The sequence below is a fragment of the Streptomyces hawaiiensis genome, assembly GCF_004803895.1.
In the GTDB taxonomy this organism is placed as follows: domain Bacteria; phylum Actinomycetota; class Actinomycetes; order Streptomycetales; family Streptomycetaceae; genus Streptomyces; species Streptomyces hawaiiensis.
The window spans coordinates 107,813-132,709 of record NZ_CP021978.1; the positions used below are offsets into that span (position 1 = coordinate 107,813).

26 protein-coding genes and 6 pseudogenes are annotated in these 24,897 nt (G+C 68.0%); 10 read left to right on the top strand and 22 right to left on the bottom strand.

The genetic code is table 11. From position 1 onward, the window contains the following. Nucleotides 1-116: 116 nt before the first annotated feature. Nucleotides 117-1,175 (top strand): hypothetical protein, encoded by a 1,059-nt coding sequence (locus tag CEB94_RS00500; protein WP_175430266.1) that lies wholly within the window; start codon nucleotides 117-119, stop codon nucleotides 1,173-1,175. 155 nt (nucleotides 1,176-1,330) lie between these two features. Here the strand turns inward: CEB94_RS00500 and CEB94_RS00505 are convergent, their stop codons facing one another. Then, complete coding sequence (locus CEB94_RS00505; RefSeq protein WP_175430267.1) at nucleotides 1,331-1,663, bottom strand: helix-turn-helix domain-containing protein; 333 nt, start codon at nucleotides 1,661-1,663, stop codon at nucleotides 1,331-1,333. Between the two features lie 1,027 nt (nucleotides 1,664-2,690). On the opposite strand from CEB94_RS00505, the pseudogene CEB94_RS42070 reads away from it, so the two are divergent. Next, a pseudogene (locus CEB94_RS42070) lies at nucleotides 2,691-2,815 on the top strand (IS5/IS1182 family transposase); the annotation flags it as partial. Between the two features lie 62 nt (nucleotides 2,816-2,877). On the opposite strand, the gene CEB94_RS00510 reads toward CEB94_RS42070, so the two are convergent. The 8 genes from CEB94_RS00510 to CEB94_RS00545 form a co-directional block, all read right to left on the bottom strand. Next, a complete protein-coding gene (locus CEB94_RS00510; RefSeq protein ID WP_175430268.1) occupies nucleotides 2,878-4,023 on the bottom strand; it encodes a Gfo/Idh/MocA family oxidoreductase in 1,146 nt (381 codons plus the stop codon). 45 nt (nucleotides 4,024-4,068) lie between these two features. Further along, entirely contained in the window at nucleotides 4,069-4,764 is a 696-nt protein-coding gene (locus CEB94_RS00515; protein ID WP_175436826.1) for a nitroreductase, read from the bottom strand. A gap of 110 nt (nucleotides 4,765-4,874) precedes the next feature. Then, the gene (locus CEB94_RS00520) at nucleotides 4,875-5,609 is read right to left on the bottom strand and encodes an NADPH-dependent F420 reductase (protein ID WP_175430269.1); all 735 of its coding nucleotides are present in this window, start codon (nucleotides 5,607-5,609) and stop codon (nucleotides 4,875-4,877) included. A gap of 102 nt (nucleotides 5,610-5,711) precedes the next feature. Then, on the bottom strand, nucleotides 5,712-6,305 hold the full coding sequence (locus CEB94_RS00525) for a TetR/AcrR family transcriptional regulator (protein WP_175430270.1): 594 nt from the start codon (nucleotides 6,303-6,305) through the stop codon (nucleotides 5,712-5,714). Between the two features lie 419 nt (nucleotides 6,306-6,724). After that, nucleotides 6,725-7,564 (bottom strand): helix-turn-helix transcriptional regulator, encoded by an 840-nt coding sequence (locus tag CEB94_RS00530; protein WP_175430271.1) that lies wholly within the window; start codon nucleotides 7,562-7,564, stop codon nucleotides 6,725-6,727. Between the two features lie 134 nt (nucleotides 7,565-7,698). Beyond that, nucleotides 7,699-8,448 (bottom strand): SDR family oxidoreductase, encoded by a 750-nt coding sequence (locus tag CEB94_RS00535; protein WP_175430272.1) that lies wholly within the window; start codon nucleotides 8,446-8,448, stop codon nucleotides 7,699-7,701. A gap of 749 nt (nucleotides 8,449-9,197) precedes the next feature. Further along, nucleotides 9,198-10,532 (bottom strand): cation:dicarboxylate symporter family transporter, encoded by a 1,335-nt coding sequence (locus CEB94_RS00540; RefSeq protein WP_175430273.1) that lies wholly within the window; start codon nucleotides 10,530-10,532, stop codon nucleotides 9,198-9,200. Between the two features lie 163 nt (nucleotides 10,533-10,695). Further along, the gene (locus tag CEB94_RS00545) at nucleotides 10,696-11,862 is read right to left on the bottom strand and encodes a mandelate racemase/muconate lactonizing enzyme family protein (RefSeq protein ID WP_175430274.1); all 1,167 of its coding nucleotides are present in this window, start codon (nucleotides 11,860-11,862) and stop codon (nucleotides 10,696-10,698) included. 109 nt (nucleotides 11,863-11,971) lie between these two features. On the opposite strand from CEB94_RS00545, the gene CEB94_RS00550 reads away from it, so the two are divergent. Continuing rightward, complete coding sequence (locus CEB94_RS00550; RefSeq protein ID WP_175430275.1) at nucleotides 11,972-12,655, top strand: GntR family transcriptional regulator; 684 nt, start codon at nucleotides 11,972-11,974, stop codon at nucleotides 12,653-12,655. 187 nt (nucleotides 12,656-12,842) lie between these two features. Here the strand turns inward: CEB94_RS00550 and CEB94_RS00555 are convergent. The 7 genes and pseudogenes from CEB94_RS00555 to CEB94_RS00580 all read right to left on the bottom strand — a co-directional run. Then, nucleotides 12,843-13,202: pseudogene (locus CEB94_RS00555) on the bottom strand (DDE-type integrase/transposase/recombinase); the annotation flags it as partial. 60 nt (nucleotides 13,203-13,262) lie between these two features. Beyond that, nucleotides 13,263-13,427, bottom strand: a pseudogene (locus tag CEB94_RS00560) (transposase); the annotation flags it as partial. Between the two features lie 109 nt (nucleotides 13,428-13,536). Next, complete coding sequence (locus CEB94_RS00565; RefSeq protein WP_175430276.1) at nucleotides 13,537-13,938, bottom strand: Rid family hydrolase; 402 nt, start codon at nucleotides 13,936-13,938, stop codon at nucleotides 13,537-13,539. Between the two features lie 134 nt (nucleotides 13,939-14,072). Beyond that, nucleotides 14,073-14,180: pseudogene (locus CEB94_RS40490) on the bottom strand (5,10-methylene tetrahydromethanopterin reductase); the annotation flags it as partial. Further along, entirely contained in the window at nucleotides 14,135-14,644 is a 510-nt protein-coding gene (locus CEB94_RS00570; protein WP_175436827.1) for a MarR family winged helix-turn-helix transcriptional regulator, read from the bottom strand. The pseudogene CEB94_RS40490 and the gene CEB94_RS00570, both read right to left, overlap by 46 nt. 41 nt (nucleotides 14,645-14,685) lie before the next feature. Continuing rightward, nucleotides 14,686-15,024: a GNAT family N-acetyltransferase gene (locus CEB94_RS00575; RefSeq protein ID WP_175430277.1), complete on the bottom strand. Its 339-nt coding sequence runs from the start codon at nucleotides 15,022-15,024 to the stop codon at nucleotides 14,686-14,688. Nucleotides 15,025-15,054: 30 nt separating this feature from the next. Next, entirely contained in the window at nucleotides 15,055-16,044 is a 990-nt protein-coding gene (locus CEB94_RS00580) for a pirin family protein (RefSeq protein ID WP_175430278.1), read from the bottom strand. 110 nt (nucleotides 16,045-16,154) lie between these two features. On the opposite strand from CEB94_RS00580, the gene CEB94_RS00585 reads away from it, so the two are divergent. Beyond that, entirely contained in the window at nucleotides 16,155-16,643 is a 489-nt protein-coding gene (locus tag CEB94_RS00585) for a carboxymuconolactone decarboxylase family protein (protein WP_246111649.1), read from the top strand. Between the two features lie 502 nt (nucleotides 16,644-17,145). On the opposite strand, the gene CEB94_RS00590 is transcribed toward CEB94_RS00585, so the two are convergent. The 5 genes from CEB94_RS00590 to CEB94_RS00605 form a co-directional block, all read right to left on the bottom strand. Further along, the gene (locus CEB94_RS00590) at nucleotides 17,146-17,613 is read right to left on the bottom strand and encodes a MarR family winged helix-turn-helix transcriptional regulator (protein ID WP_175430280.1); all 468 of its coding nucleotides are present in this window, start codon (nucleotides 17,611-17,613) and stop codon (nucleotides 17,146-17,148) included. A 185-nt stretch (nucleotides 17,614-17,798) separates the two neighbouring features. Further along, a complete protein-coding gene (locus CEB94_RS00595; protein WP_175430281.1) occupies nucleotides 17,799-18,587 on the bottom strand; it encodes a 3-oxoacyl-ACP reductase family protein in 789 nt (262 codons plus the stop codon). After that, a complete protein-coding gene (locus CEB94_RS40495; protein ID WP_246111650.1) occupies nucleotides 18,588-18,989 on the bottom strand; it encodes an NmrA family NAD(P)-binding protein in 402 nt (133 codons plus the stop codon). Next, a complete protein-coding gene (locus CEB94_RS40500) occupies nucleotides 18,977-19,537 on the bottom strand; it encodes an NmrA family NAD(P)-binding protein (RefSeq protein ID WP_246111651.1) in 561 nt (186 codons plus the stop codon). Before CEB94_RS40500 ends, CEB94_RS40495 begins: the two co-directional genes overlap by 13 nt. Nucleotides 19,538-19,642: 105 nt before the next feature. Further along, nucleotides 19,643-19,906, bottom strand: a complete 264-nt coding sequence (locus tag CEB94_RS00605) for a hypothetical protein (protein ID WP_175430282.1) — start codon at nucleotides 19,904-19,906, stop codon at nucleotides 19,643-19,645. A 528-nt stretch (nucleotides 19,907-20,434) separates the two neighbouring features. On the opposite strand from CEB94_RS00605, the gene CEB94_RS40505 reads away from it, so the two are divergent. From CEB94_RS40505 to CEB94_RS00635, 6 genes and pseudogenes are all read left to right on the top strand, one after another. Further along, entirely contained in the window at nucleotides 20,435-20,530 is a 96-nt protein-coding gene (locus CEB94_RS40505; protein WP_281292570.1) for a hypothetical protein, read from the top strand. A gap of 715 nt (nucleotides 20,531-21,245) precedes the next feature. Beyond that, nucleotides 21,246-21,623 (top strand): DoxX family protein, encoded by a 378-nt coding sequence (locus CEB94_RS00615; RefSeq protein WP_175430283.1) that lies wholly within the window; start codon nucleotides 21,246-21,248, stop codon nucleotides 21,621-21,623. 27 nt (nucleotides 21,624-21,650) lie between these two features. Then, the gene (locus CEB94_RS00620; RefSeq protein WP_175430284.1) at nucleotides 21,651-22,622 is read left to right on the top strand and encodes a pirin family protein; all 972 of its coding nucleotides are present in this window, start codon (nucleotides 21,651-21,653) and stop codon (nucleotides 22,620-22,622) included. A 45-nt stretch (nucleotides 22,623-22,667) separates the two neighbouring features. Further along, the gene (locus tag CEB94_RS00625) at nucleotides 22,668-23,234 is read left to right on the top strand and encodes an NADPH-dependent FMN reductase (RefSeq protein WP_175430285.1); all 567 of its coding nucleotides are present in this window, start codon (nucleotides 22,668-22,670) and stop codon (nucleotides 23,232-23,234) included. A gap of 239 nt (nucleotides 23,235-23,473) precedes the next feature. Continuing rightward, entirely contained in the window at nucleotides 23,474-23,626 is a 153-nt protein-coding gene (locus tag CEB94_RS00630; protein WP_175430286.1) for a hypothetical protein, read from the top strand. A gap of 96 nt (nucleotides 23,627-23,722) precedes the next feature. Next, nucleotides 23,723-24,007, top strand: a pseudogene (locus tag CEB94_RS00635) (MFS transporter); the annotation flags it as partial. 328 nt (nucleotides 24,008-24,335) lie between these two features. On the opposite strand, the pseudogene CEB94_RS00640 reads toward CEB94_RS00635, so the two are convergent. Further along, a pseudogene (locus tag CEB94_RS00640) lies at nucleotides 24,336-24,877 on the bottom strand (IS5 family transposase); the annotation flags it as partial. Between the last annotated feature and the right edge of the window lie 20 nt (nucleotides 24,878-24,897).

A 24,897-nucleotide genomic window follows, 5' to 3' on the forward strand; every position in this document is an offset into this window, starting at 1 on the left:
GAATCTGCTTCAGCACTCGAAGGAGTGGCAGTCCGGGCTTCCGGCCGGGAAGATCCCTAGGCTCAACCGAGGGCGGCGCATCCAAGGGCCGTGTCCGGACCGAAGGGAGCACAGATATGGCAGAGGCGGTACCGGGCATGAAAGATGCCGACGCGGCACCGGGCCATGACCTGCAGTCCCACAGGCAATGGATGACGGCGTTCTGGCATGCCAGCAGGATGGTCGGGAAAGTGCTGCCGACGGCCAGCACTGACTCACTGCGCTACATCGCGCCGAAGGACCATGAATTCTTGGAAGCTTTTTTCGGCAGATACTGCCGAGAATTCCCTGTCACGCGGCACCTCAACCCTAAGCACGTGAAGGACCAGACACACCTGACCGTCATGTCCTTCCCCAAGGTGCGAGATTTCAGCACCCTCGCCACGTTGAACCATGCCATGCTGGTGACTTTCTACGTCGATGACCATCGTCACCGGCTGGATCTGGTGAGACTCCTGGACGACAGCAGGGCAGACCCAGTGGTGCACGCGTTCATGAAATACATCAAGAGCGAAATCCCCAACGCCTATGAAGGATACACAGACGCATTCCGGGAGTTCCTTGCCGGAAGCCTGCTGCAAGGCAAGGTCAAACGGAGTGAAATCCTCTACAGCAGGGTGAAAAGCGTTACCATGGGCATCCTGCCTGTGCACTACGTCCGATGGAGCCTGTACGGGCTTCCGGCCCATAAATTCGGCACCTTGAAACTCCACAATTACATGCACTGGCTGGAACTCGACACGGTGCTGGTCAACGACCGGTATTCACTCGGCAAGGAATCAGACTCAAGCGAGTGGAACGCCATCGCGGCACACAGCCTCAGCCACGAAGAGCTGACCGCCATGATCGACGACAACTACGCCCACCTGGTCGCAGCCCTGGGGGAACTGCTGGTGACCGAGGAAGACAGGACATGCGTAGCTGCCTATGAAGACTTCAAGATCTGCGCGGATGCCACGAAAACCTGGGAGGAGTTCTCTCCCAGGTACCACACAGCCCACAGCGGCACGGATACCGAAGGGCCGGGAAGCAGTCAGCCGGCGACTCACCGCTTCTCCTACGGGCCGACCGGCCTGGGAACGCAGGGACTTCGACTGGGCATCAGCAGCACCAGTTGCCGCCCTGTTGCGGACTGAGGACCGCGGACCCGCCGCTTGTCAGCGACACGACGACGCCCTGGCAACGTCTCCAGTAGCGGGCGATGAGTCGCAAGGTGGCGTGGCCCAATCGAGAACGATTGCCGTCGAGGCTGATGCGGCCTGCGGTCCGGCGCGTCGCCGTGGAGTGCGGGTCAGACACCGCCCGTGGGTTGGGCTGCGGCGCGGCGGTATTCGGCGTTAAGGCGCCGGGCTTCCTCGAGCTGGTCTTCGAGGATGATGATGCGGCAGGCGGCCTCAATGGGGGTGCCCTGGTCGACGAGTTCGCGGGCGCGGGCGGCGATCCGCAACTGGTAGCGGGAGTATCGGCGGTGTCCGCCCGCGGAGCGCAGCGGCGTGATGAGGCGGGCTTCGCCGATGGCACGGAGGAAGCCCTGGGTGGTGCCGAGCAGCTCGGCGGCCCGGCCCATGGTGTAGGCGGGGTAGTCGTCGTCGTCGAGACGCCCGAAGGGATCGTCTGCTGTCATCTGACCTCTCTGTGGAACGCGTTGAGGGCCCTGGCGCCGTACGGCGCCAGGGCCCGAAGGAACTGCTACACCATCTGCCGGCCCTACTACTGCGCCGGCCTTCTGACACCGCACACCCGACCGGAATGCTGCCGGGGATGCTGGGATCGCGGTTGCTTGACCGGAGACCACCTCACTATCGATGTCCTGCGGTACCCGGACTCGACAAGCCGCCCGGGCGATCCTGATGGCGTCCACTTCCTCCGTTCATTCCCTCATTGCTGGTACTGCTCTACTGCGTACTGCTGGTCATGCGAACTACTGGCGGCCTGTTACAGCGCCACTCTTCGGCAGCCAGCCCCGTCACCCATCCTGCGTCTGCTCTGGCTTGGAACCCCACTGCCGAACCTCCCAGTGCGCGCGCCCGCAGCCGACGCCTTCACCGAGGTACCGCTCACTGACTTCACTGCTGGGTACTGCCACTGCGGTACTGCTCACGGCGGCCCCTGATCACTGCGGGCCACCCGGTCCGGTCGTCAGTCCCGTCGCCGTCCTGCAACAACCCTGGCTTCGGAACTCCACCACCGCACCGTCCTGCGCACTGCAACTGCGGTACCTCTCCCCGGCAGTTCGTGTCTGCCGGGCCCTGCGGTCTCTCTGGGTTACGAGAGAAACCATAACCACACCACTGACCAATGTCTACTCCGGCCAAGATAGATTTTCGCGTGTGGGTGGTGAGGTATGGCGAGCGGCGATGGAGGGGCCGGGTGAGCGCAGCATCAACTCCGTCTCGGGCGCGAACGCCGTTGCCGGGGGCGCGGACGAGCGCGGCATGGGCCAGCATGTCCCGCTTCAAGCTGCGCGGCGGAAAGGGCGTGGACGTGTCGGCGCCCGCCGGCCGGGAGGTGGACGCCGGTGACGAAACTGGGTTGAGGTGGCCGTCGCGAAGTACGCCTGGTCCGGCCGCGAGCGCCTCGGGCTGCTCATGACCCGCGAGGATCTTGAGGGCGAGGAGTTCCAGGACGCGGTCGTCGCCGCCTGCTGACCCACACCAACTGAACCGCTCAGTCATGCCGGGACGATCATCTACGTCCTGGTCCGCGTATGTGCCTGGCAGGCCCTGCCGCCCTGTTCCGGGATATCGAAGTGGCGGCCCACCGCAGCTTCCGGATCCAGCCCTGACATCATCCGGTCACGTCGGCAGATCCCTTCCGCCTCCTTCTGAACGGCCCGCGTCAGGGGTCGAGTCGGAAGCGTTCGCCGGTGGTTGCGGCGCGGTCGATGCTGTCGAGGAGGCGGTGGCGGCGTACGGCGTGCCCGAAGTCGGGTGCGGTGCGGGTCCCCTCGGTCAGGTCGTCGTGGAGGTCGGCGTACGCGTGGGCCAGGGCGTAGCCGGGTTCGTCGGAGCGGCCTGCAGTGGAGGGGACCCACTCGTAGGTGTCAGGGACGGCGAGTGCGGTGAGTCGGGCGTCGTTGCCGCGGGCGCCGTGCAGGGTGACGGGTACCAGCTGCAGGTGCCCGCTGGGCGCGGTGACGATGAGATCGCCGTCGGTTCCGTTGATCTCCCAGTGGAAGTTCGTCCCGCGGGAGGAGCCTCCGCGGTAGTGGACGGAGGCGACGGCCCCGGTCTCCAGGACTCCCGTGACCGCGACCTGGTCGGCCGTCGTCATGGTCGTGCTCTCGCCGGTCTCGGCGTTGGTGACGCGGGGGCGGCGGACCGCCGTGGTGGCGGTGGTCTCGGTGAACTCGCCAAGGACCGTCGACAGCGCGTCGATGGTGTGTCCGAAGGGGATGGTGAGCATGGTGGCCCCGTTGTCCCGGTCGAGCAGGTACTCGCTGCCGGAGGAGAACGTGGGTCCCCAGGCACCGCCGGAGGCGATCATGCTGGTGGACAGCACCTCGCCGACGTAGCCCTCGGCGACCAAGTCGCGCGTATACCGCAGGGCAGGGCTGGCACGGGCCTGGAGGCCCACGAAGCCGCGGACGCCCGCTCGGGCGGCGAGCCCCGCCAACTGTTCCGCTTCTGCAAGGCCGTTGGCCAGGGGCCACTCGCACAGGACGTTCTTGCCCGCGTGCAGTGCCGCCTCGACGAGCCTCCGGTGGTGGGGGACCTTCACGGTCACCACCACCAAGTCCACTTCGTCGCGACGCACCAGTTCCTCGGCGCTGCCGAAGGCCAGTGGGATGCCGTACTTCTGCCCGGCGGCCCTGGCGGACTCGGCGCTGCTGGCGCTCAGCGCGCGCAGTTCGAACTTTCCCTTCAGCGCTTCCAGGGCCGGCACATGGGCGCGGGCGGCCCAGCCGCCGCGCGCGCTCAGCCCGATGATGCCGACGCCCACAGGAGATTGGAGTGGTTCGGCGGCTGAGACGGTGAATGACATGGTGGTGGGTCTTCTCTTCCTGCCGGTGACGAGCGCAGCGGGCTCTTATGCGTCGAGGATGCCGGGGGTGTCGTGCAGGACCACGCTCTGCTGCAGCGGAACCCGCTCCGTGCGGAGCGTGTTCACCGGTGCCGCCGGGTCAGCCATGCCGAAGGAGATGCCGAACAGCAACTTGAGCTCCGCGGGGACACCCAGGAACTCGCGGACGGTGTCGGCGTAGACGCCGAGCACGGTCTGCGGGATGCCGGCCAGCCCCCGGGCCGACAGTGAGAGCAGGAAGTTCTGCGCGTACATGCCGATGTCGCCGGCCGTCCGCACCCCGTCGCCGAGCGCCGGCATGAACAGGAAGGCGGCATGGGGAGCGCCGTAGAACTCCAGGTTCTCGCGGACCGCCGCCCTCCTGCCGTGCCGGTCCGAACGCTCGACGCCCCGGGACCGGTAGACACTCGCGCCCAGGGCCTTCGACCGCTCCAGGTAGATGCCCTCGCCGTAGCCGTCGGTGAAATCCGGGGAGGTCCGTCCCTCCTCCTCTGCCCGGAGCAGCTCTTTGGCCAGGGCGTCCCGCGCCGCACCCGAGACGACGTGCACCGTCCACGGCTGGGTGTTGCTGTTCGAGGGGGCCGTCTGTGCGTCTGCCAGCACGCCGCGAATGTCCGAGGCGGACAACGGATCGGGGAGGAAACTCCGCACAGAGTGCCGGGCCTGCACGATGTCGGTGAAGGCCGAAGCCGGAGTGGGCATGACTGTGGTAGACAAGGCGATTCCATTCTGGCGTGGTTGATTCCCGCGAATTCAGATGCGCTTCACGGGTGTTCCTGCCGGCCTGGCACGGCCGGACGGCTCCGCATGCGTCAGCGGTGGGCGGCGCGGTTCATCTCGACGACGTCCTCCAGGGTGGCCGTGGCCGGGAGGGCGGCGAAGCGTTCCGGCACGCTGTCGCGGATGCGGGCGTCCTTGACGCGGTCTGCCGCGGCCAGGGCCGTCGGCAGCTCATCGAGGGTCAACTCGGTGCAGTAGGCGGGACTGTTCGGCTGCTGACGCCAGGAGTCGGCCAGCGTGCCGGCGTCGTAGGGGTCGAAGCCGGTGTCGTCCACTAGCTGCATGGCCACCCGCCGCGCCTCCTCGGAGTCGCCGGCAACGGGGATGGCGATACGGCCCGGGGTCCCGGCCGGAACGCCCCGGGTCCGCTGGGTCTCGGCCAGAGCGGCGTTCCACGCCTTGACCACGGGGCGCCCCAGCTGCTCGGCGTTCCACACGCTCTCGACCTCGCCGTCGTCCACGGCCTCGATCTGCCCGCTGAGGTGCGGATAGTAGTTCGAGGTGTCGATGACCACCGTCTCGGCGGGGACCGAAGCGAACAGGCCGGCCAGCTTGCCCGCCACCCCGAAGGGGGTGGCCAGGACGATGACCTGCCGGCCCTGGACGGCGTCGGCGAGCTCCGCCGCGCGGGCCCCGGACTCCAGCACCTCGGCCCGGACGGCCTCGGGGCCGCGGGCGTCGGCCACCTGGACGTCGTGACCGGCCGTGCTGAGCTTGGCAGCGAGGTTCCCGCCAATGGCGCCAGCGCCTATGACAGTAATTTTCATGATTTGTCCTTGGGAGGTTGTGCTGCTCCTGAGGGCAGCGCGATGTGATGGCTGGGTGGTGGTGCCACCTGGTGTTGTGGGGGCCGGGTCGGGGGCTGGCGTCTACGCCTGGGTGTCCCGCTCGCGGTAGCCGCTCGCGATGAGCATGCGGAGCCGGTCGAGCGACTCCCCCTCGGTGCCGGTGCCCTTGATCCAGGCAACGGAACAGGCCGCGAGGAACAGGTCGTGCCCCCGCACCGACGCGCGCACGCGCCCCGCGAGCTGCGCGGCTCGCACGTACTGATCGGTGGCGGAGATGAGGATGTCGCAGGGAATCGTGAGCGGGTTGTCCGGCTCCTGCGCTCTGGCCGCGGCCATGAGCGGGTCCGGCAGCCCGCTGAAGGCGCTGAAGTAGTCCTCCATCGCCCGCAGCCACTGCTCCAACGCCTCGGCGGCGTCGCCGAGTTGCTCGATGTCCGCCTGACGGGCCACCAGCTCCTCGGAGCGCGTCTGCAGCACAGCCGCCAGCAGCGCCTCCCGCGTGGGAAAGTGCCGGTACAGAGTGCCGGGCCCGACGCCCGCCTCCTTGGCCACCGCCTCAAGCGAGGTGCCGACCCCGTGCCGCAGGAAGTGACGCTGCGCGGTCTCCAGGAGGGCCGCACGATTGCGCTGAACGTCCGCGCGGGGCTTGCGTCCCCGCGATTCACCGGCGCTCATGCGCCCTCCTGCCTGCCGTGATCCTTTGGCCGCATCAAAACGGATGCTGCCTCCGTATGCATCCGAGAGTAAAACGGAGGCGGCGTCCGGTCAAATCGGCGGCCCGAACCGCGGAGTCCGGACAGAGCAGGGGGCCGACATGTCTGGCCTCAGAGAGCAGGTCAAAAGCGGTACGGAGGTGGGTGGACGCGGTGCCGCGCTGCCGGCCCCCCACAACTTCCGGCGTCCTGGACCGTGGCCCGCATGCATCACCGGTGCCCCTGACAGGGTCGCCCCGGGGACGCCCGTAGGGCATAGATGCCGGGATAGGCAGGATTGTGCAGCAGGGTGGTCATCCGGTTCAGCATGCACCACTCCAAGGTGCCCTTGTCCGGCCCCATCGGCGTGCCGAGCCCTGACCCGTCTCCTAGCCCTGGATGTCAGGGGGTGAGCTGCTGGTGCCCTATGACGGAGAGCAGTCCGAGTTTGCTGTGGCTCTCCGTGCCGGGGCGAGTGGTCAGCACCACCAGGGTCTGGGCGCGGTTCTCGGTGAACAGGACCTGGGCGTCGACGTCGATGCGGCCGAGTTCGGGATGGAGGACGGTCTTGCAGTCGTCGTAGCGTTGGGCGACCTCCTGAAGTTCCCACATGCGGACGAACTCCGGGCTGTGTTCCTGGAGTTCGGCGAGGATCCGGGCGGCCCGCGGGGTGTCGCTGCCGGCTGTCAGCGCGGCCCGCAGGCGCGCTGCCTGGGCACGCCCGTGGCGTTCGTGGGTCTCCCCGGGAACCATCAGACGTTCGGCCGGGTCCATGAACCAGCGGTAGTAGCCGCTGCGGGCCAGACCGGTGTGGCGCATCTGGTCGCCGAGCAGCGCGACGGCCAGCGGGTTCATCGCGAGGGTGTCGAACAGGTCGGTCTGCACCAGGGCCGGGGAGTCGTCCAGGCGGTCCAGGACCCGCATCAGCGGCGGGCTGACATGTTCGGAGCGATGGAAGCGGGCCGGGGCGTTGTGGCCGATGAGGACGAAGAGATGGTCGCGCTCGTCCAGGGTCAGCCGCAGCGCCCTGGCGAGAGCCGTGGTGATCTGGACGGAGGGCTGCGGAGCACGCTGCTGTTCCAGCCGTGCGTAGTAGTCGGTAGACATGCCGGCGAGCTGCGCGACCTCCTCGCGACGCAGCCCCTGGGTACGCCTGCGCGGCCCCTCGACCAGCCCGACGTCGCGGGGCCGCAGCGTCTCACGCCGGTGGCGCAGGAAATCCGCCAGTTCCTTCTTGTCCATGCCCCCATCCTCACCGCATCCCGCCCGGCTATCCAGAGACCGCCGATCCATGGCTGAGCACTCCTCTCCCACCCGCGCGAAGCCGCTCATACGGCCGACGCCGAGAGCGCTCGCAGCGAGGCGACCCGATGGTGTCAGCTGCTGCTGATCATGGCGAGGACGTCGCCGTAGGAGCCGGTGGCCACCGCGTCGCGGATGAACCTGGCACGCTCGACGACAATCTCCTTCGCGTCGGGCTTCTCGCGCAGCAGGTCGAGAGCCTCGGTGAGGAAGTCGTTCAACGGCATGGCGTGGTCGTTGTCCTCCTGGCCCAGCAGGGTCGTGCGCACGCCCGGCGGGGCCACCTCGATCACCTGGACGCCGGCGTCAGCACCGGCGAGCTGGATGCGCAGGCTCTCGGAGAAGGAGTGCAGCGCGGCCTTGGTCGCGCTGTAGGCCGGGGTGCTCGGGTACGGTACGAACGCCAGCGCGGAGGTGACGTTCATAACGACCGCGTCGTCCTTGCCCACCAGCAGCGGCAGGAAGGCGTACGTCATCCGGATCGTGCCGAGCAGATTGACCGTGACGTGATCCTCGGCGACCGGGAGTCCGGCCGGGTCGAGGAGGTCCTCCCGCAGCATGATGCCGGCGTTGTTGACCAGGACGTTCAGCCCCGAGTGGCTCGCCGCCACGGTCTCACGGGCCCGGGCGATCGAGTCGGGGTCCGCGACATCGAGGACGAGCGCGTCGACGCCCGGGTGCTCGGCCGTGATCTCGTCGAGGAGTTCCTTGCGCCGGCCGGCGACGATCACCTTGTTGCCGGCCTCGTGCAGACGCAGGGCCAGACCGAGGCCGATGCCCGAGGTTCCGCCGGTGATCAGGATCGTGTTGCCGGTCATCTTCATGGAGGTCTTGCTCCTTCGGTACGGCGGGCCGGTGAGCGCCCGCAGCCTCGACCGTAGGGGCGCCCGCGCAGGGGCGGGAGAGGAAGGTTCATCCATGGATCGGCGGTCCCTGGCTGAGCCGTAGAAGACGCCACAGCCGCTCAGCGCCAGACCGGGCGCCGCGAGCCGCCCGTAGGAGACCCCGGGGGCAAGGATCACGGTCTGGGCGGACCGCAGCATCCGCGCGGACCCGGTCGGCTCCAGCGTCCGCGAGCTTCCGCAGCAGCACTGCTCGCCCGACGACGGGACTCCGGCGAGAGCCCCAAGGCCCGCGAGGCGTGTCGATGCGTGGCGCCTCGCGCGAGCTCCTCAATGCCGCCGCAGTCGAGGGACGGCTTCCGAGCGGGTACAGGCGAGATGACAGCCGGCACAAGCCGGGCCCCGGACGCGACGCCCCCGGTGGCCGTCCGGCCGATGAGCACCGGGCCCAGGCACTTCGTCGACAATCACAGGGAAGGACCGTTCGAGACGATCGGCGTCGGCTGACGAGGCGAGGGCGGTGACTGAACCGGCCAGCGCCTCCATGGTGGCTGTCAGCTGAAAGACCGCGTTGCCTGCCGCGGGCTTCGAGCTGGATGGTCATCGAGTAGGAGACGCTGGGCGTGTTACCGGCAAGGGTCCTCATCTGTCCTGGTGCACAGCGGCCTGGAGGGTGCCACCGGTGGGTGACGTACATGCCGTCGAGGGGTGACCGCAATCGACGGGCACGGCTACGTGTCGGCGCCGACCTTGGCGGTGTCCAACTCGCCCTGCGGCGTAGTGGTGCGGGGGTGCAGGACCTTGCGGGCCTGTTCGGTGTCGAAGTCCTTCTCCCACTTGCCGATCACGATCGTGGCGACGGCGTTGCCGAGGACGTTGATGAAGACGCGGCCCTCGTTGAGGATGCGGTCGATGCCGACGATCAGGGAGAGGGCGGCGAGCGGGATGTGGCCGACCGCGGTGACGGTGCTGGCGAGGACGATGAACGCGCCGCCCGCGATCCCGGCGGTGCCCTTGCTGGTGAGCATCATGACACCGACCATGATCAGCTGCTGCTGCCAGGACAGGTCGATGCCCATGGCCTGGGCCAGGAAGAGGGAGGCCATCGTGAGGTAGACCGCGGAGCCGTCCAGGTTGAAGGAGAACCCGGAGGGGATGACGATGCCGACCACGGGCCGTCCGACGCCGAGGATCTCCAGTTTGCGTACCAGCTGGGGCAGGACGGCCTCGCTGGAACAGGTGCTGAGGGCGACGAGCAGTTCGGCCTTGAGGAAGCGGATGAGGCCGAACAGGCTCAGGCGGCAGGCGCGCATGATGGCGCCGAGGATGACCAGGACGTAGACGATGCAGGTCGCGGTGAACAGGATGATGAGGTAGCCGAGCTGTTTGAGGCTCTCGGCGCCGTAGGTGGCGACCACGGTGGCCAGGGCGCCGAAGGTGCCCAGGGGCGCGAGCCGCATCACCCAGCCCACGATGCGGAAGACGACGTCCGACAGTGCCTTGATGCCGCGGGTCAGCGGTGCCCCTTCTTCGCCGGCCATGTTCAGGGCCACGCCGAAGACGATCGAGACCATCAGCGCGGACAGGATCGCGTCCCCGGTGATCGCGCCCAGCAGGGAGGCGGGGATGAGGGAGGAGACGAAGCCGGTGAAGGTTGCGTGCTCGGTGGCGGTCTTGGGCACGTCGTCGGCGTTGAGTGACGAGGGGTCGACGTGCAGGCCGGAGCCGGGCTGAAAGATGTTGGCGACGACCAGCCCGATCAGCATGGACGCCAGGGACAGCACCAGGAAGTAGCCGATCGCCTTCACACCGATCCGGCCCGCCCTGCGCAGGTTGTCCATGGAGGCGATGCCGGTGGTGACCACGCAGAAGACGACCGGGATCACGATCATCTTGACCAGCGCGATGAACCAGTCGTTGAGCGGCTTCAGGTCCTCACCCAGCCCGGGCGCGAGGATGCCGACGGCGATGCCGAGGACGGCGGCCAGGACGACCTGGAACCACAGCTCACGTATGAGACGGCTCAGCCGTGACCGCTGCGGGCGGCCGGCGGTGGTGCTTGTCATCGTTGGTGCTCCCTTGCACGACGATCGTGTGTAGCCCTGTCCCGGGGGGGCGGGGGGCGCGACGCGGCTCGCGCGCCCCCGATCTCGTGTGTGGCGCCCGTATCCGGCGGCGCCGGCCGACGGCGCCCGCCCTGTGGCGGGCGCGTCCGCGGTGGGGTGGCGGTCAGCTGTGCAGGGCGCGCAGCACCTTGTAGAAGGCGGCCTTGCTCTCGAAGCCGATGCCGGGGGTGTCGGTCAGGCCGACGCGGCTCTTCTCGACGACGGCGTCGTCGGCGAAGCCGCCGGTGGGCTGGAACTCGCCCGGGTAGGACTCGTTGCCGCCGAGCTTGAGGGCGGCGGCGATGTGCAGGGAGAACTGGTGCCCGCCGTGCGGGATGCAGCGCCTCGATGACCAGCCGTGCTGACGGAGCATGTCCTGGATGCGCAGGTACTCCACCAGACCGTAGGAGAGCGCGGGGTCGACCTGGATGGTGTCGCGGTCGGGGCGCAGGCCGCCGTAGCGGATCAGGTTGCGGGCGTCCTGGAGGGAGAAGAGGTTCTCGCCCGTGGCGATGGAGCCGGTGTAGTGCTCGGCGACGGTGGCGTTGAGGTGGTAGTCGAGCGGGTCGCCGATCTCCTCGTACCAGAACAGCCCGTAGGGCTCGATGGCCCGCCCGTACTCCAGGGCCGTGTTGAGGTCGAAGCGGCCGTTGACGTCGACGGCCAGCCGGGAGCCGTCGCCGTCCAGGACGTCGATGACGGCCTCGATACGGCGCAGGTCCTCCGCCAGGTCGGCGCCGCCGATCTTCATCTTGACGACGTCGTAGCCCAGGTCGAGGAAGCCGCGCATCTCGTCCTGAAGGTCGGTGAGGGTCTTGCCTGGGGCGTAGTAGCCGCCGGCGGCGTAGACGAAGACGGTGTCGTCGGGCTGCCCGTCGCCGTGGCGCTCGGACAGATACCGGTACAGCGGCTTGCCCTCGATCTTGGAGGCCAGGTCGAACAGGGCCATGTCCACCACGCCGACCGCGACCGAGCGCTCGCCGTGCCCGCCGGGCTTCTCGTTGTTCATCATCACGTCCCACGCCTTGGCGTGGTCCAGGCCGCCCTGTTCGTCGAGCAGGCTGCCGGGCTCGGCCTCGAGGAGGCGGGGCAGGACCCGGCGGCGCAGGATCTCTCCGGCGCTGTAGCGGCCGTTGGAGTTGAAGCCGTAGCCCACCACGGGCTTGCCGTCCCGGATGACGTCGCTCTCGATCGCCACGATCGAACAGTCCATGGAGCTGAAGTCGATCCAGGCGTTGCGGATCGAGGAGCTGATCGGCACGACGCCCTCATAGACGTTGGTGATCTTCACTGCGGAACCTTTCTCATATCTTATAAGATGCAACTCCTGTTAGACTGAGCTGGTCCGCTGCGGGATGTCAAGGGGTGGGGAACCTCCGGAAGGGAACGGTCAGGGGGCTATGGCAGGACAGAACCTGTTCTTCAGCAAGAGCGACCTCGCCTACGCAGAACTCCGCGATCGGATCCTCTTCGGGACCCTTCCTGCCGGGTCACGGCTCGCCCAGTACGACCTCGCCGAGTCCCTCAACATGAGCATTACGCCCCTGCGCGAGGCCATCCGGCGTCTCAGCAGCGAGGGACTCGTCACCGTCGACACCCACCGCGACGTCCGGGTCTCCGTCATGAACTCGAACGAGGCCCGCCAGCTCTTCGAGGTCCGCCTGTCCCTGGACCCCACCGCCGCCGAACTTGCCGCCCAGCGACGCACCGACGACGACATCGCCACGATGCAGGCCGCCGTCGACAAGCTCCTCCCCGTCACCCGCCAATGGGGGGAGGAGGCACTCACGGCCCACCGCGCCTTCCACCAGGCGCTGTACCGGGCCTCCCACAACGACGTACTCATCCGTCTCCTGGACGACCTGTGGGACAAGTCCGACCGTTACCGGCGCCTCGGCCTCGAACTCCCGCCCGGCGACGAACCCCGCACCCGGGACCTACAGGAACACCACCAACTTGTCTCCCTCATCGTGGACGGCCGCGCCGCCGAAGCCGCCCAGCTGATGCGAGGCCACATCACCCACAGCCTCACCGCCACCGCCATCAGCGCCCTTGAAGACCGTGAGGGCATTCGCGTGACGTGACGCGCGGCGACCGGCCCCGTCGTGATGCATGGAGGGAGGACCGGGTGCGCCCGGCGTCACCCGGTGAAGTCACCGTCCCTCGACCTCCTCACGCATGGCGATGCGACCGGGGGGCGTTGTCACGTTGTTGGATGTGCGCGGGCCTGATGGCGTGCCAGGGCGTGGTCGGCTCGAGTGTCAGCCTGGGTCAGGCCGTTGCGGCCGTGCCGACGACTCCGGTGACGTGATCCCAGATGGCGAAGCGGATGGTCAATTCGGCTCGGCAGTCGGGGGCGGTGAGCAGGTGGCGGTGGGGTCGGCAGTGAGGGTGAGATGCCGCTGAACGCGGACAGGAACCGCTGTGCTCCGCCCACGGAGCGGAAGCCTTTCATCGCCCGTTCGCGTTGCCTGGTGGGTTGGTGGCTGTTCTTCCCGGTTGTTGAGGTACTCGACTGACGGTGCTCGACGCAGGGCATGACACCTCGCGGTGGGCCGTGCCGTAGGAGCGGAGCTTGTCGGTGACGACCACCCGCGGCACCGCGCGCGTCTTCTTCATCAGGCGCCGCCACTGGTCGTGTCCCTTCTCGTGGTGTAGCCGATCATCCGGCGGTGGTGTTGGGTAGCGCGGGGGCGCTTTCGGGCGCTCGGCAGGGTAGAGCTGGTCCATGCTTCCCTCGGGCAGGTAGCGGCGGGGGAAGGCGATCCATTCGTCGCGCAGTTCGAAGAGCACGGCGGTGACCAGCCGCAGGAGCGCGTCGTCGTTGGGGAAGTCCTGGACGACGTCGGTGCGGCGCACTCCCTAACCGGTGTGGCGGTGCTCGGCGAACTCCTCGCAGGTCAAGCCTGGCTTGTGGGCGGTCGCAAGGGCGATGGCACGGTCACGGCGGCTTGCGCCGCCGTACTCACTCCGGAAGGACGGCGGTGACGCGGATCTCGACGCGCATCCTGGGGTCACCCAGGGCCGGGACTCCGATGCACGTCCAGATCGGCGCCTGGTCGGGCATGTAGTGCCGGAACCTCTCGACCATCACCTCGAGGGCTTCCCCATCCATGGGGAGGTGGTAGGAGTTCACGTGGATCACGTGCTCCCATGTCGCGCCGGTCAGGGCGAGGGTCCGTTCGACGTTCTCGAAGGCGCGGACGATCTCGTCCGCGATGGCCTCGGGGTACTCGTCGTCGTCGTTCCAGCCGCCCTGCCCCGCGATCTCCACGCGGTTGTCGATCTTCACGGCCTGCGTGTAGTGGTGGAGCGCCAGCTTCTTCTCCCCGTAGCCGGGCGTGACAAAGAACTCGGGCTTGCTCACGGTGTTGCTCCTGTTCTTATGTGGGCGCGCGGGTCGTCCACCTCAGCGCACGGGTTTCGTGACGGAAATGTAGTCGCCAGCAGCTGCCGGGGACCGGCATTCCCGGCACGGAGGAACCGGCGTTACCAGCACAGGTCGGCCAGGTGTTGGAGCATCGCGTAGTCCTCGTCGATCTTCACCGGGTCGTTGGTGGTGATCAGCGTGGTGGACGTGGAGAGGATGATCCGCTCGATCCGCCCTGCATGGGCCGCTGCTCCAGGTGCTCGAGAACGCGGTTCGCGACGCGGGTGAGCACCTCGAGTTCCTCTGGGGTCAGGGAGTCGATGAACAGACGGCGCACAGTTTCGACATGGCTGGGCGCGGCCGCCTCGATCATCGCCCGCCCCTCGGGAGTGATGACCCCGAACGCCCCGCGTCCATCCTCAGGACACCACTCACGAACGACCAGCCTCCGCTTCACCATGCGGGAAACCTGGTGCGACATCCGGCTCTTCTCCCAGCCCACACTCGCGGCCAGATCCGCGGAACGCATACGGCCACCGGGTGCGTCCGCGAGGTGGACGAGCACCGCGTAGTCGGCGACGGACAGGTGGGAGTCCGACTGCAAGTGGCGAGAGACTCGGCCGCCGAGTCTCTCCTGCGCCCGAATGAAGCTACGCCAGGCGTTCTGCTCGGCCGGAGTCAGCCATCGCGATGGCTCGTTCATGCGCATGAGGTAGCTGTTGGTTGATCTGCCATCTCTTCGCGTCAACCGAGCTCCCCCTCCAGCCACCGCAGTGCGTCAGGCGTCACCGGGTCGGCGATGTCGACGAATTCGTCATGCCGCTTGAGGAACGTGGCCACGTAGGGGCAGACCGGCACGATCCGCATCCCGGACTGACGGACATCGGCGAGAGCCTGCTGAATCAGCTGCACGGCCAGGCCCTGACCCGCGAAGGTGTCGTCGATCTCCGTGTGGAAGAAGACACGTTGCGCACCGCGGTCGCGGTAGGCCGTCAGACCGGCGCGTCGGCCGTCGACCAGGATTTGATACCGGTGCTCGGCGTCCACGCGCTCGACGATCGCAGCGGTTGAGGACTGGTTCACATGGTGTCCTTTCGTACGGGGTCAAGGAGGTCAGCGGCGCGGCGGATTCCCGCGCGGCATGATGACGGCGTTCGGCAGGGCCGGCGCGGGAAGGCGACGCCCCGGATAGCCCTCCACGACGCCGAAGCGGTCGGAGGACGCCTCCCAGTCCGCTCGGGCCCGGACGATGTCCTCGTGGCTGCGGCCGATGAAGTTCCACCACATGACGATCTCCTCCTCGAACGGAGGGCCCCCGAGCAGAATCGTCCGCGCCGAGGCGTCCGAGTCGTTGACCAGCGTCAGAGCGTCGGTGCCGCAGGGCACATAGCCGAGCTCGGCCGGCCGCAGCTCGGTGTCGAACAGGCGGAGGCCCCCGGTGTCCACGAGGAGGCCGTGCTCGAAGGTGGGGTCCACGGAGAGAGTGACCGTCGTATGCGGTTCGAGGGTGATCTCGGCACCGAGCAGCGGCGTGAAAGTCCGCACCGGAGAGGCGCTTTGGGCGAGCGAGCCCAGGAAGACCCTGATCTCGGCCCCGTCGACCCGCACGGCTTTGGGGACGTAGTGCTGGAAGTCCCGGTCGGCGTTCCGGTGCTCCTCGGGCAGCGCCACCCACAGCTGGACTCCGTGGACGATCGTGGTGTCCGGGGCGGAGATCTCCGAGTGGGCAATGCCGTAGCCGCCGGTCATGAGGTTCATCTCGCCGGGCCGGATGAGGGCACGGGTACCGAGCGTGTCCTCGTGCTCGATCTCCCCGTCGAAAAGCCAGCTCACCGTCTGCAGCCCGGTGTGCGGGTGCGGGGCGACGTCCATGCCGCCCGTCGCGGTGGCGTCGGTGGGACCGTAGTGGTCGACGAAGCACCATGCTCCGATCAGCGTCCGGGCCCGCTGCGGCAGCGTCCGCCGCACGTGCATCGCCCGCGGACCGCCCAGCGGCACCTCCCGCGCCGACAGCACGTCGACCCGGGGCGCTCCGCCCGGTCGGCCTTCGTCGACCAGTGCTCCGCACAGCAGTGCGGCAGGTTCGGTTTCCACGTTGCTCACCGAGACCACCTCTCACAGACTCTAGTTGTCACATCAACTATGATGCCATGAGAACAGACCGATGGCCACAGCGCGTCACCCACGTGCAGGCCGCCCCGAGGAGGCCCGAAGTGACCATTCACGCCGACGGATCCGCACTCCGCAGGATCTTTATAGACAAGCAGAGCCCCAAGGCCTTCCACGCCCTGCTGCAGACCGTGGAGGTGGTGCGGGCGACCGCCGCCGATGCGGGGCTCGGCCGCACCACCGTAGAGCTCAGCAATCTCCGTGTGTCACAGCTGAACGGCTGCGCCTACTGTCTCGACCTGCACACCAGGTCGGCCCTGCGTGCGGGCGAGTCGGCACAGCGGCTGGGAGTTCTGGCTGCCTGGCGGGACACCGACATGTTCAGCGACTCGGAACGCGCGGCCCTCGCGCTGGCCGAGGCGACGACCGATCCAACGAACGCCGACGCACAGACGTCCGCCTATGAGGCCGCCCGACAGGCCCTCACGGATGAACAGATCTCTGCCGCGATCTGGGTGGCGATCACCATCAACGCGTTCAATCGGGTGTCGATCATGAGCAGGCATCCGGTGCCGTCGCTACCCAAGCGGTAGGGCCCAACCGGCACAGGGAGTCGGTCCGCCGACGGCGCGATCATCCGAGGCCGTGAAACAGCCCGATGATCGACGAGTCATCCACATCGCACGTCACCGCCGTCATTCGCAGCGCCTCCTCGCCGTTGTCACACTGACCGCGAGTGCGCCCAGGGCGCCCTCAAGGGCGTCCGCCGGGTCGCAGTCGCACACAGGGCTGGGAGCAGAGTTGGTCCGCCTCATCGAGGTGGCCTCGCAGCGACCGCGACCGCGGGCCTGGTGGTGCGGCTCTTCCGGCAGCCTCTGGGGATCGACGGCCACGCCCTCCCCAAGACCCGGGGCTACGCAAGGGCCGCCGCCGTCATCCTCATCGGCTCTACGTGGCCACCGACGGCGCTCGTCCTGGCCATGTGACACCACGTACGGGCCGGCACCGGCCGCCACACCTCGGCCGGTATGGCATCACACCCCCAGCATTTCCGTGCACCCGTTCACCGCTCGCCGTCCGGCCCGCCCCTTGCTATCAGGACGAGTCCTCGTCCAATTTGCCCACGACACGATCAGAGATGTCGGCCAGCACCCGCAGCTCTGCCGGTGTGACGTGGTCGAGGAACAGGGCGCGTACTGCTTCCACATGGCGCGGAGCGGCGGCCTCGATCGCCTCTCGCCCCGCATCCGTGATCACCACGAACGCCCCGCGCCCGTCCTCGGGGCACTCCTCCCGCTTCACCAGCCCACGCTTGGCCATGCGGGAGATGTGATGGGACATCCGGCTCTTCTCCCATTCCAACGACTGGGCAAGATCCAGAAACCGCTGGCGCCCCTCTGGCACATCCGTCAGTTCGACCAGCACCGCGAAGTCCGCGCTCGACATATTCGACTCCGTCTGCAGCTGGCGCCCCAAACGGCCCCCGAGCCTCTCATGCAACCGGACAAAGCCACGCCACGCGAGTTGCTCCTCCGGCGTCAACCACCGCACTGTCTCTTCCATGAAGACAGTGTAAAGGTAGTTGACGAATCACTGAATGGGCTCGGTCCGGCCCATCGGATCGTCACACCTGCCCTATTGACAGGTGACCCGGATGCGGAACGACGAAAGGTGCCCCACGCGACGGCACCGCCGCATGGGACACCAAAGGCTCGGACCGCCGACCTGGGCCACGGTTGACGCCGACGTCAGACGGTGTAGCCGCCGTCGATGTTGATCGTCGCGCCCGTCACGTAGGCAGACTCAGGGCCGGCGAGGTAGACAATCAGGCCGGTCAGCTCATCGGGAGAGGCAAAGCGGCCGGCCGGGGTCAGTCCGGTCATCAGTCCGGCGAAGTCGCCTTCGGACGGATTGCTGTCCGTCGCGATCGGGCCCGGTTGGATGTTGTTCACCGTAATCGCCCTCGGCCCCAGTTCCCGGGCCAGCGCTCGAGTGAAACCGCCGATGGCCGCCTTGGTGAGGGAGTACGTCGTACCGTTCGGAATCGGCATCCGCTCGGCGAAGACGCTGCCGATCGAGATGATCCTGCCTCCGTCGCCCATGTGCCGCAGCGCTTCCCGTGTGGCCACCCACACCGAGCGCACGTTCACCGCGACGGCCCGGTCGAAGTCGTCGACGGTGAGTTCCTCGATCGGCGCGATGTGGGCGCCACCGGCGTTGTTCACCAGGATGTCCAGGCGGCCGAAGGTCTCCACGGTGCCGGTGACCGTCGCGCGGACGGCTTCAGCGTCTCCCGAATCGGCCGCCAACGCCACCGCCCTGCCGCCTTCCGACGTGATCTCGGCGACGACCTTGTCAGCGTGGCCGCGTGATGAGTGGTAGGTGATGGCGACGGCCGCGCCCTCACGGGCGAGGCGACGCGCGATGGCCGCGCCGATGCCACGGCTCGCGCCGGTTACCAAGACGACCTTGCCGTTGAGCGGTCCGCTCGTCGCACGCGCGGAGCCCTCACGGGCCGCCGTACCTGTCGCGCTCACTCACTTCACCTCGATCTTCGAGGCGTTCTCGGCCAGCCAGTCGTCGAAGCTCTTGAGCGCCGCGTTGAGCTCTCGCAGCCGGTCCAGGTCACGGGCGCCGGTGAACTCCTGGTCGAAGTCGCCGTAGTACTGGAACATGTTGCCGAGTTCGTCGGCCGCCGGTATGTCGAGGGAGCGGAAGACGTCGTAGGGCACGGACTGGAAGCGCACCGGTTCGCCCAGCGCCGCGCCCAGCTTCTCCGCGTACTGGGCGCCGGTCAGGTGGTCGCCCGCCAGGCAGACGGTTTCGCCGATGAACTGCTCGCCGCCCTTGAGGATGGCGAGGGCGGTGCGGCCGATGTCCGCCACGTCCACCCCGGCGAGGAGCTTGCCGTCCTCCAGCGGCAGGGTCAGCGCCAGCACCCCGTCCTCGGCGCGCTGGGGCCCATGCCCTGCAGGAAGCCCTGGAAGAAGAAGGTGGTGTTCAGGAAGGTCGTCGGCACTCCGGCCTGCGTGAACAGCTCGTTGGCCTCACCCTTGGCGTCGAAGTGCGGCACGTTGTACTTGTCCTGCAGGACGGGCATCCGGTCGTCGTCGAGCGGCAGCAGTTCGCGGGTGTCCTCCAGCGTCGACCAGACCACGTGCCGCAGGCCGGCAGCCTTGGCGGCCCGGACCAGGACCTCGATCTCCTCGGCCTCCTTCGCCGCCGAGCCGTGCGCCCAGAAGTTGGTGACGAGGAAGGCGCTGTAAGCACCCTCGAACGCCGTGTGCACGGTCGGCTCGTCGTGGAAGTCCGCCTGTACGACCTCCGCCCCGAGCTCGGCAAGCTCCCTGGCAGCGGGCGAGTCGGGGTTGCGGGTCAGTGCACGCACCGTGAAGCCTGAGTCCGGATCGGCGAGGATCGCCCGTGCGGCACCTCCGCCCTGTGCGCCCGTCGCTCCGGCGACCGCGATGACCTTCTTGTCGCTCATTTAGCTACCCCTGTCCGAGGAGAAAACCGCCCTTGTTGATGAATCAACCGAATCACATCAGGGTTGATGCATCAACCGTCACAGGTGAGATTCGGCCAGATGCAGTCAGAAGGCTGCACGGAACGGCACGGCGAACACCGCCGTCCACCGGGGAATGTCCGGCACCGGCAAAGCCCCCTCGACGAGTTCGCTTGCGCAGGCGGCGAATCCGGTGAGGGCTCGCTCTTGCGGGTTGATGTGCTGGATGACGCCTACGGTCCGGACCAGGAGTCCGACATTCAGGAGGAAGCCGACGTTGGCATCGGCCACGGAGCGCAGTGCACCCTCGCCGAAGCAGTGCATGCTTTCCAGTGCCGCAACGAACAGCATGCGGCAGATCCGCCAGGTCCACGGTCGGCGTGACGGCCGCCAAGCGGGCCGCGCTGGACATCGCCACGTCTTCCGGAAGACCGAGTCCAGACACCTGGACACATGGGTCGATGCCGGCGGTTCACCGCAGTCGGTCATCCGCACCGCGAAATGCGGGTTCCCGCTGATAATCGCCACCATCGGCGGCAGTCCGGAACGCTTCGCGCCGTACATCTACCTCTACGAGCGCGGCGCCGACAAGTTCGGCACGACCGCCCACCCGGTCGGGATCCACTCCCCGGCTTCATCGCCGATACGTGTACATCGGCTCGCCCGAAACGGTCGCCCGCAAGATGGTCGGCGCCATCCAGACCCTCGGCGTCGGGCAGTCACCTCATCCGCACCACCGGGGTGCAGCCGGTCAGCGCTCGCCTGCGCGCTGTACGGCACCAAGGCCCTCCCGAGGTCCGCGACATCCTCGCGAGCTGACACCGTGAACGGAGAAGACATGGACCCCATGGACATCGCGACGTAGGGACCGTCGGCATCCTGGGTGCGGGGAAGGTCGGCACCGCGCTGGCACGCCTGGCAGTGGCAGCCGGGTACCGGGTGCTCATCGCTGGCTCGGGCGCCCCGGGGGGATAGCCCTCACCGTCGAAGTCCTCACCCCCGGCGCGGAACCGTCACCGCCGGCGAGGCCGCGGCGGAGGCGGACGTCGTCATCCTGGCCCTCTCGCCGGGCAATCCGCGACATCCCCGCTGTAGCGCTGCGGAACAAGCTCGTCATCGACACCATGACGTACTGGTGGGAGGTCCGCGGGATCCGCGAGGACCCCACCGATCCGCTGACCTAGTCGAGCGAGACCGTGCAGGGGCCGGGGCCTGCGGGGTCAGGGCGTTCAACCACATGGCTAGCACGATCTCGAAGACGGGCCCAGCCCAAGGGAACGCCCGGACGCAAGGCCATCGCCATTGCCGGCGACACCCCGGACGACCTCACGGCCGTCGGGCGCCTCGTCGACACCGTCGGTTACGACCCGCCATGGCGGGGCCCTCGCGGAAGGCGTACGGCTCGAACCGGGCACCGAGCCCTTCGGCGCCAATGCCGACGCCGCGGAGCTGCACGCCATGCTCCTCCGCCTGCCGGAGTCGCAGCGGGGAAGGGCCGTGATCAGCGCGCGGAACGCGGCTGCGGAGTCGACCGAGCCCGCGGCCTGACCGTCAGCCCGTGCGGGGCTGGCCGCCACGGACTCACAGGGTTGATATGTCATCTACCTTCGGCTATTTTAGGTGACGCATCAATTATCGGTGCGGGGCGCCCCAGACGCGGATCCGCACAACCCGAACCCAAGAGGTATCCATGAACGTCGCCCTGTGGTCTGTCGCCGCCCTGCTCGCTCTCGTCTTCCTCGCTGCCGGCGCTGCCAAGCTCGCGCAGCCGAAGGAGAAACTCACCGCCTCCCCGTCCATGGGCTGGGCCGAGGAGTTCTCGCCCAGAATGATCAAGGCGATCGGCCTCCTGGAGGTTCTCGCCGCGATCGGGCTGATCCTGCCGGCGGCGGTGGACATCGCCCCGATCCTGGTCCCGCTGGCCGCGACCGGTCTGGCGCTGACCATGTTCGGCGCCGCGATCACACACAGCCGACGCAAAGAGGCCCAGTCCGTCGTCGTGAACGTGATCCTGCTCGCCCTGACCGTCTTCGTGGCCTGGGGCCGCTTCGGACCGCACTCCTTCTGACAGCAACAGCAAGAGAGGGACACCCACATGCCTGCCATCACCGTGGACGACGTACTGGTCCTGCCACGCCTGCCGGAACTCGACCCGGCCGCCACCGTCCACCGGCCCGTCCGCCGCCTGACCACCGCGCAGCACGGCTTCGAGGGCGAGGGCTTCCCGGTGCGCCGGGCCTTCGCCGGGGTGCCGTTGCCCGAGCTGGATCCGTTCGTGCACATGGACCACATAGGCATGATCGAGCAGGCCCCGGGCGAGGCCCAGGGCACCCCCTGGCATCCGCACCGCGGCTTCGAGACCGTCACCTACCTCATCGACGGCGCCCTGGAGCATCAGGACTCCAACGGTGGCGGCGGGCAGATCACGGACGGCGACACCCAGTGGATGACCGCCGGGGCCGGCGTCCTGCACATCGAGAAGCCGCCGGAGCACCTGGTCAAAAGCGGCGGGGTGGTCCACGGTGTCCAACTGTGGGTCAACCTGCCCCGCGCCAAGAAGATGAGCCCGCCCCGTTATCAGGACATCCGCGGCAAGAACACCGGACTGCTCACCACCCCCGACGGCGGCGCCCTGATCCGGGTGATCGCCGGCGACATCGCCGGCCACACCGGCCCGGGCGTCACCCACACCCCGATCACCCTCGCCCACCTCACCATCGAACCCGGCGCCCAGGTCGACCTGCCCTGGGAGCCGGGCTACAACGCACTCGTCTACGCCCTGGCAGGCCACGGAACGATCGGCGGCGAGGCCCGCCCGATCCAGGAAGGCCAACTCGCCGTCTTCGGCGCGGGTGACGCAATGCGTCTGACCGCCGACCGGGCCCAGGAGTCCCGCTCCCCCAGGCTGGAGCTCGTCGTACTGGGCGGCCTGCCCATCCGCGAACCCGTCGTCCAGTACGGCCCGTTCGTGATGAACACCCGCGAAGAAGTCCAGCAGGCCTTCGAGGACTACCAGGCGGGCCGCCTCGGCGTCATCCCCGTACAACACCTCCCGCACACGTCCTGAACATCCGTCAGGCATGAGCACTGTGAACACCGTCAAGGAGTCTCAATGACCAGGATCGGCATCATCCTCGGCACCACCCGTCCCAACCGCAACGGCGAGCAGGTGGCCAAGTGGGTCTACGACATAGCCTCCCGTCGCAGCGACGCCGAGTTCGAGCTCGTCGATCTGCGTGATTACCCGCTGCCGCACCTGGACGAGCCGCTGCCCCCGTCGATGGGCCAGTACCAGAACGACCACACGAAAAAGTGGGCGGAGAAGATAGCCTCCTTCGACGGGTTCGTGTTCGTCACCCCGGAGTACAACCACAGCACCTCCGGCGTACTCAAGAACGCCATCGACTACCTGTACACGGAGTGGAACAACAAGGCGGCCGGCTTCGTGTCGTACGGCGGCGTCGGCGGCGCCCGGGCCGCGGAACATCTGCGCCTGGTTGTCGGAGAGCTGCAGATGGCCGACGTACGCCAGCAGGTGACGCTGTCCCTGATGACCGAGTTCGAGAACTTCAGCGTCTTCAAGCCCGGCGACTACAACGTGCAGTCTCTCGGCACCCTGCTCGACCAGGTCGTCGCCTGGAGCAACGCCCTGGCCCCGCTGCGCACCCTCGCCGCCTGAACCACAGCTCCTACCGACGCCGGGTCCGCCGACGGCGCGGCCACCCCCTCGCCACCGCGACATGCTTCACCGACCGACTCGCCGTCGTACCTCGGGCACCTGCTGGGCATGGACGAGAGGTTCCACCTCGACATCCGCAGCGACGACGAAGCCGAGGCCCTGCTGGACCTGCTGGACTCCACCATCGAGGAGCCGGACGACAACTCCGTGCGCTGGGCGGGGCGGCGCTGGACGCCAGCGTGGAAGCGCTGGCCGCCGGCCCCCTGTCCATGCTGGACCGGACGACCGTGCGGGATGTCTTCAACGGACTGCTGCGCCACTACTTCGGCGACCGGTTCGCCGACGCCCCGCGCAGAGCGCCGCGCTGGCCCTGGAGCAGTTCACCGCCATGAAGGCGGACGCCGCCGCTGCGGCGATGCCGGAGGACCACACCGCGTTCCAGAAGAGCATCTCGCCGGAAGCAGCCTCGGCCTGACCCTGCCGAGCCGGTCTCGGTGATCCTCGGCATGGGCATCGGACTCGCCTACTCCTCCCTGCCCGCGCTGATCGTCGGCGCGGTGCCGCCCTCGGAGACCGGCGCGGCCAACGGCCTCAACACACTGATGCGGTCCATCGGTACGTCCCTGTCGAGCGCCGTCGTCGGGATGGTCCTCGCGAACACCGCCACCACTGGGGGCGGCATCGAGATCCTGACCGTGGCCGGCTTCCGCGTCTCCTTCCTGATCGCGGCCGCTGCGGTCGCCCTGGGCCTGCTGCTGGCCCTCTTCCTGCCCAGAAAGTGATCCCCGTCCATACGCCTCGGCGGGTAGCTTGCCGGTGACCGCCTCGATCTTCTCCAGGGACATACCACCACGGTTTTCCCTCCGGCCCCGGCGCCATCACACAGCGCCCAGCTCCCCGGCCACGACGCATAAGCGAAGTCGCGCTGGTCCCGCGGAACCCGACTTGAGGCTGCCGAGCTCGGCCGGCGTCGCCCTCCGCAACGCTGGCATCGGCATGCGGCGGCCACTCTCGCTACAGCACTCGAGTCGGCCTGTGAGCACAGGCAGGGCAATACGAACGAGAAGGCCTGGATACCGGCGCCGATGCTTAGAGGATGTCTCATTTGGCGAGTCGGCGGTAGCAGATGAGGGTGCAGGCGAGGCTGGTGAAGGCGAGGAAGTGCTCGGCTTTGCGCTCGTAGCGCCGGTGGAGACGGCGGCAGCCGGCGAGCCAGGCCATGGTGCGCTCGATGGTCCAGCGATGACGGCCCAGCCGCTGCGAGGTCTCGATGCCCTTGCGGGCGATGCGGTGCCTGATGCCGCGCGCACGTAACCATCGCCGCAGGTGGGAGTGATCGTAGCCCTTGTCCCCATGCAGTTTGTCCGGCCTGCGTCGTCGGCGTCCTCGGCGGGAGCGAACCGGCGGTATGCCCTTCACCAGGGGAATCAGGGCCTGGCTATTGTGCAGGTTCGCCCCCGAAATTCCGACGGACAGGGGCAGACCTGTCCTCTCGGTGATGAGGTGGATCTTCGACCCGTACTTGCCCCGGTCGACAGGATTCGGACCTGTCAGATCCCCCTTTTCAGGGCCCGCATGTTCACCGAGTCGATCGCACAGCGGGTCCAGTCCAACTCGCTGCGGGAGCCGAGCTCATCAAGGAGCGAAAGACGTGTACTGCCCG

Coding starts and splice junctions, on each gene's coding strand:
- CEB94_RS00500 (WP_175430266.1), top strand. CDS start 117: ATGGCAGAGGCGGTACCGGGCATGAAAGATGCCGACGCGGCACCGGGC.
- CEB94_RS00505 (WP_175430267.1), bottom strand. CDS start 1,663: ATGACAGCAGACGATCCCTTCGGGCGTCTCGACGACGACGACTACCCC.
- CEB94_RS00510 (WP_175430268.1), bottom strand. CDS start 4,023: ATGTCATTCACCGTCTCAGCCGCCGAACCACTCCAATCTCCTGTGGGC.
- CEB94_RS00515 (WP_175436826.1), bottom strand. CDS start 4,764: ATGCCCACTCCGGCTTCGGCCTTCACCGACATCGTGCAGGCCCGGCAC.
- CEB94_RS00520 (WP_175430269.1), bottom strand. CDS start 5,609: ATGAAAATTACTGTCATAGGCGCTGGCGCCATTGGCGGGAACCTCGCT.
- CEB94_RS00525 (WP_175430270.1), bottom strand. CDS start 6,305: ATGAGCGCCGGTGAATCGCGGGGACGCAAGCCCCGCGCGGACGTTCAG.
- CEB94_RS00530 (WP_175430271.1), bottom strand. CDS start 7,564: ATGGACAAGAAGGAACTGGCGGATTTCCTGCGCCACCGGCGTGAGACG.
- CEB94_RS00535 (WP_175430272.1), bottom strand. CDS start 8,448: ATGAAGATGACCGGCAACACGATCCTGATCACCGGCGGAACCTCGGGC.
- CEB94_RS00540 (WP_175430273.1), bottom strand. CDS start 10,532: ATGACAAGCACCACCGCCGGCCGCCCGCAGCGGTCACGGCTGAGCCGT.
- CEB94_RS00550 (WP_175430275.1), top strand. CDS start 11,972: ATGGCAGGACAGAACCTGTTCTTCAGCAAGAGCGACCTCGCCTACGCA.
- CEB94_RS00570 (WP_175436827.1), bottom strand. CDS start 14,644: ATGAACGAGCCATCGCGATGGCTGACTCCGGCCGAGCAGAACGCCTGG.
- CEB94_RS00590 (WP_175430280.1), bottom strand. CDS start 17,613: ATGGAAGAGACAGTGCGGTGGTTGACGCCGGAGGAGCAACTCGCGTGG.
- CEB94_RS40500 (WP_246111651.1), bottom strand. CDS start 19,537: ATGAGCGACAAGAAGGTCATCGCGGTCGCCGGAGCGACGGGCGCACAG.
- CEB94_RS00605 (WP_175430282.1), bottom strand. CDS start 19,906: ATGCTGTTCGTTGCGGCACTGGAAAGCATGCACTGCTTCGGCGAGGGT.
- CEB94_RS00615 (WP_175430283.1), top strand. CDS start 21,246: ATGAACGTCGCCCTGTGGTCTGTCGCCGCCCTGCTCGCTCTCGTCTTC.
- CEB94_RS00620 (WP_175430284.1), top strand. CDS start 21,651: ATGCCTGCCATCACCGTGGACGACGTACTGGTCCTGCCACGCCTGCCG.
- CEB94_RS00625 (WP_175430285.1), top strand. CDS start 22,668: ATGACCAGGATCGGCATCATCCTCGGCACCACCCGTCCCAACCGCAAC.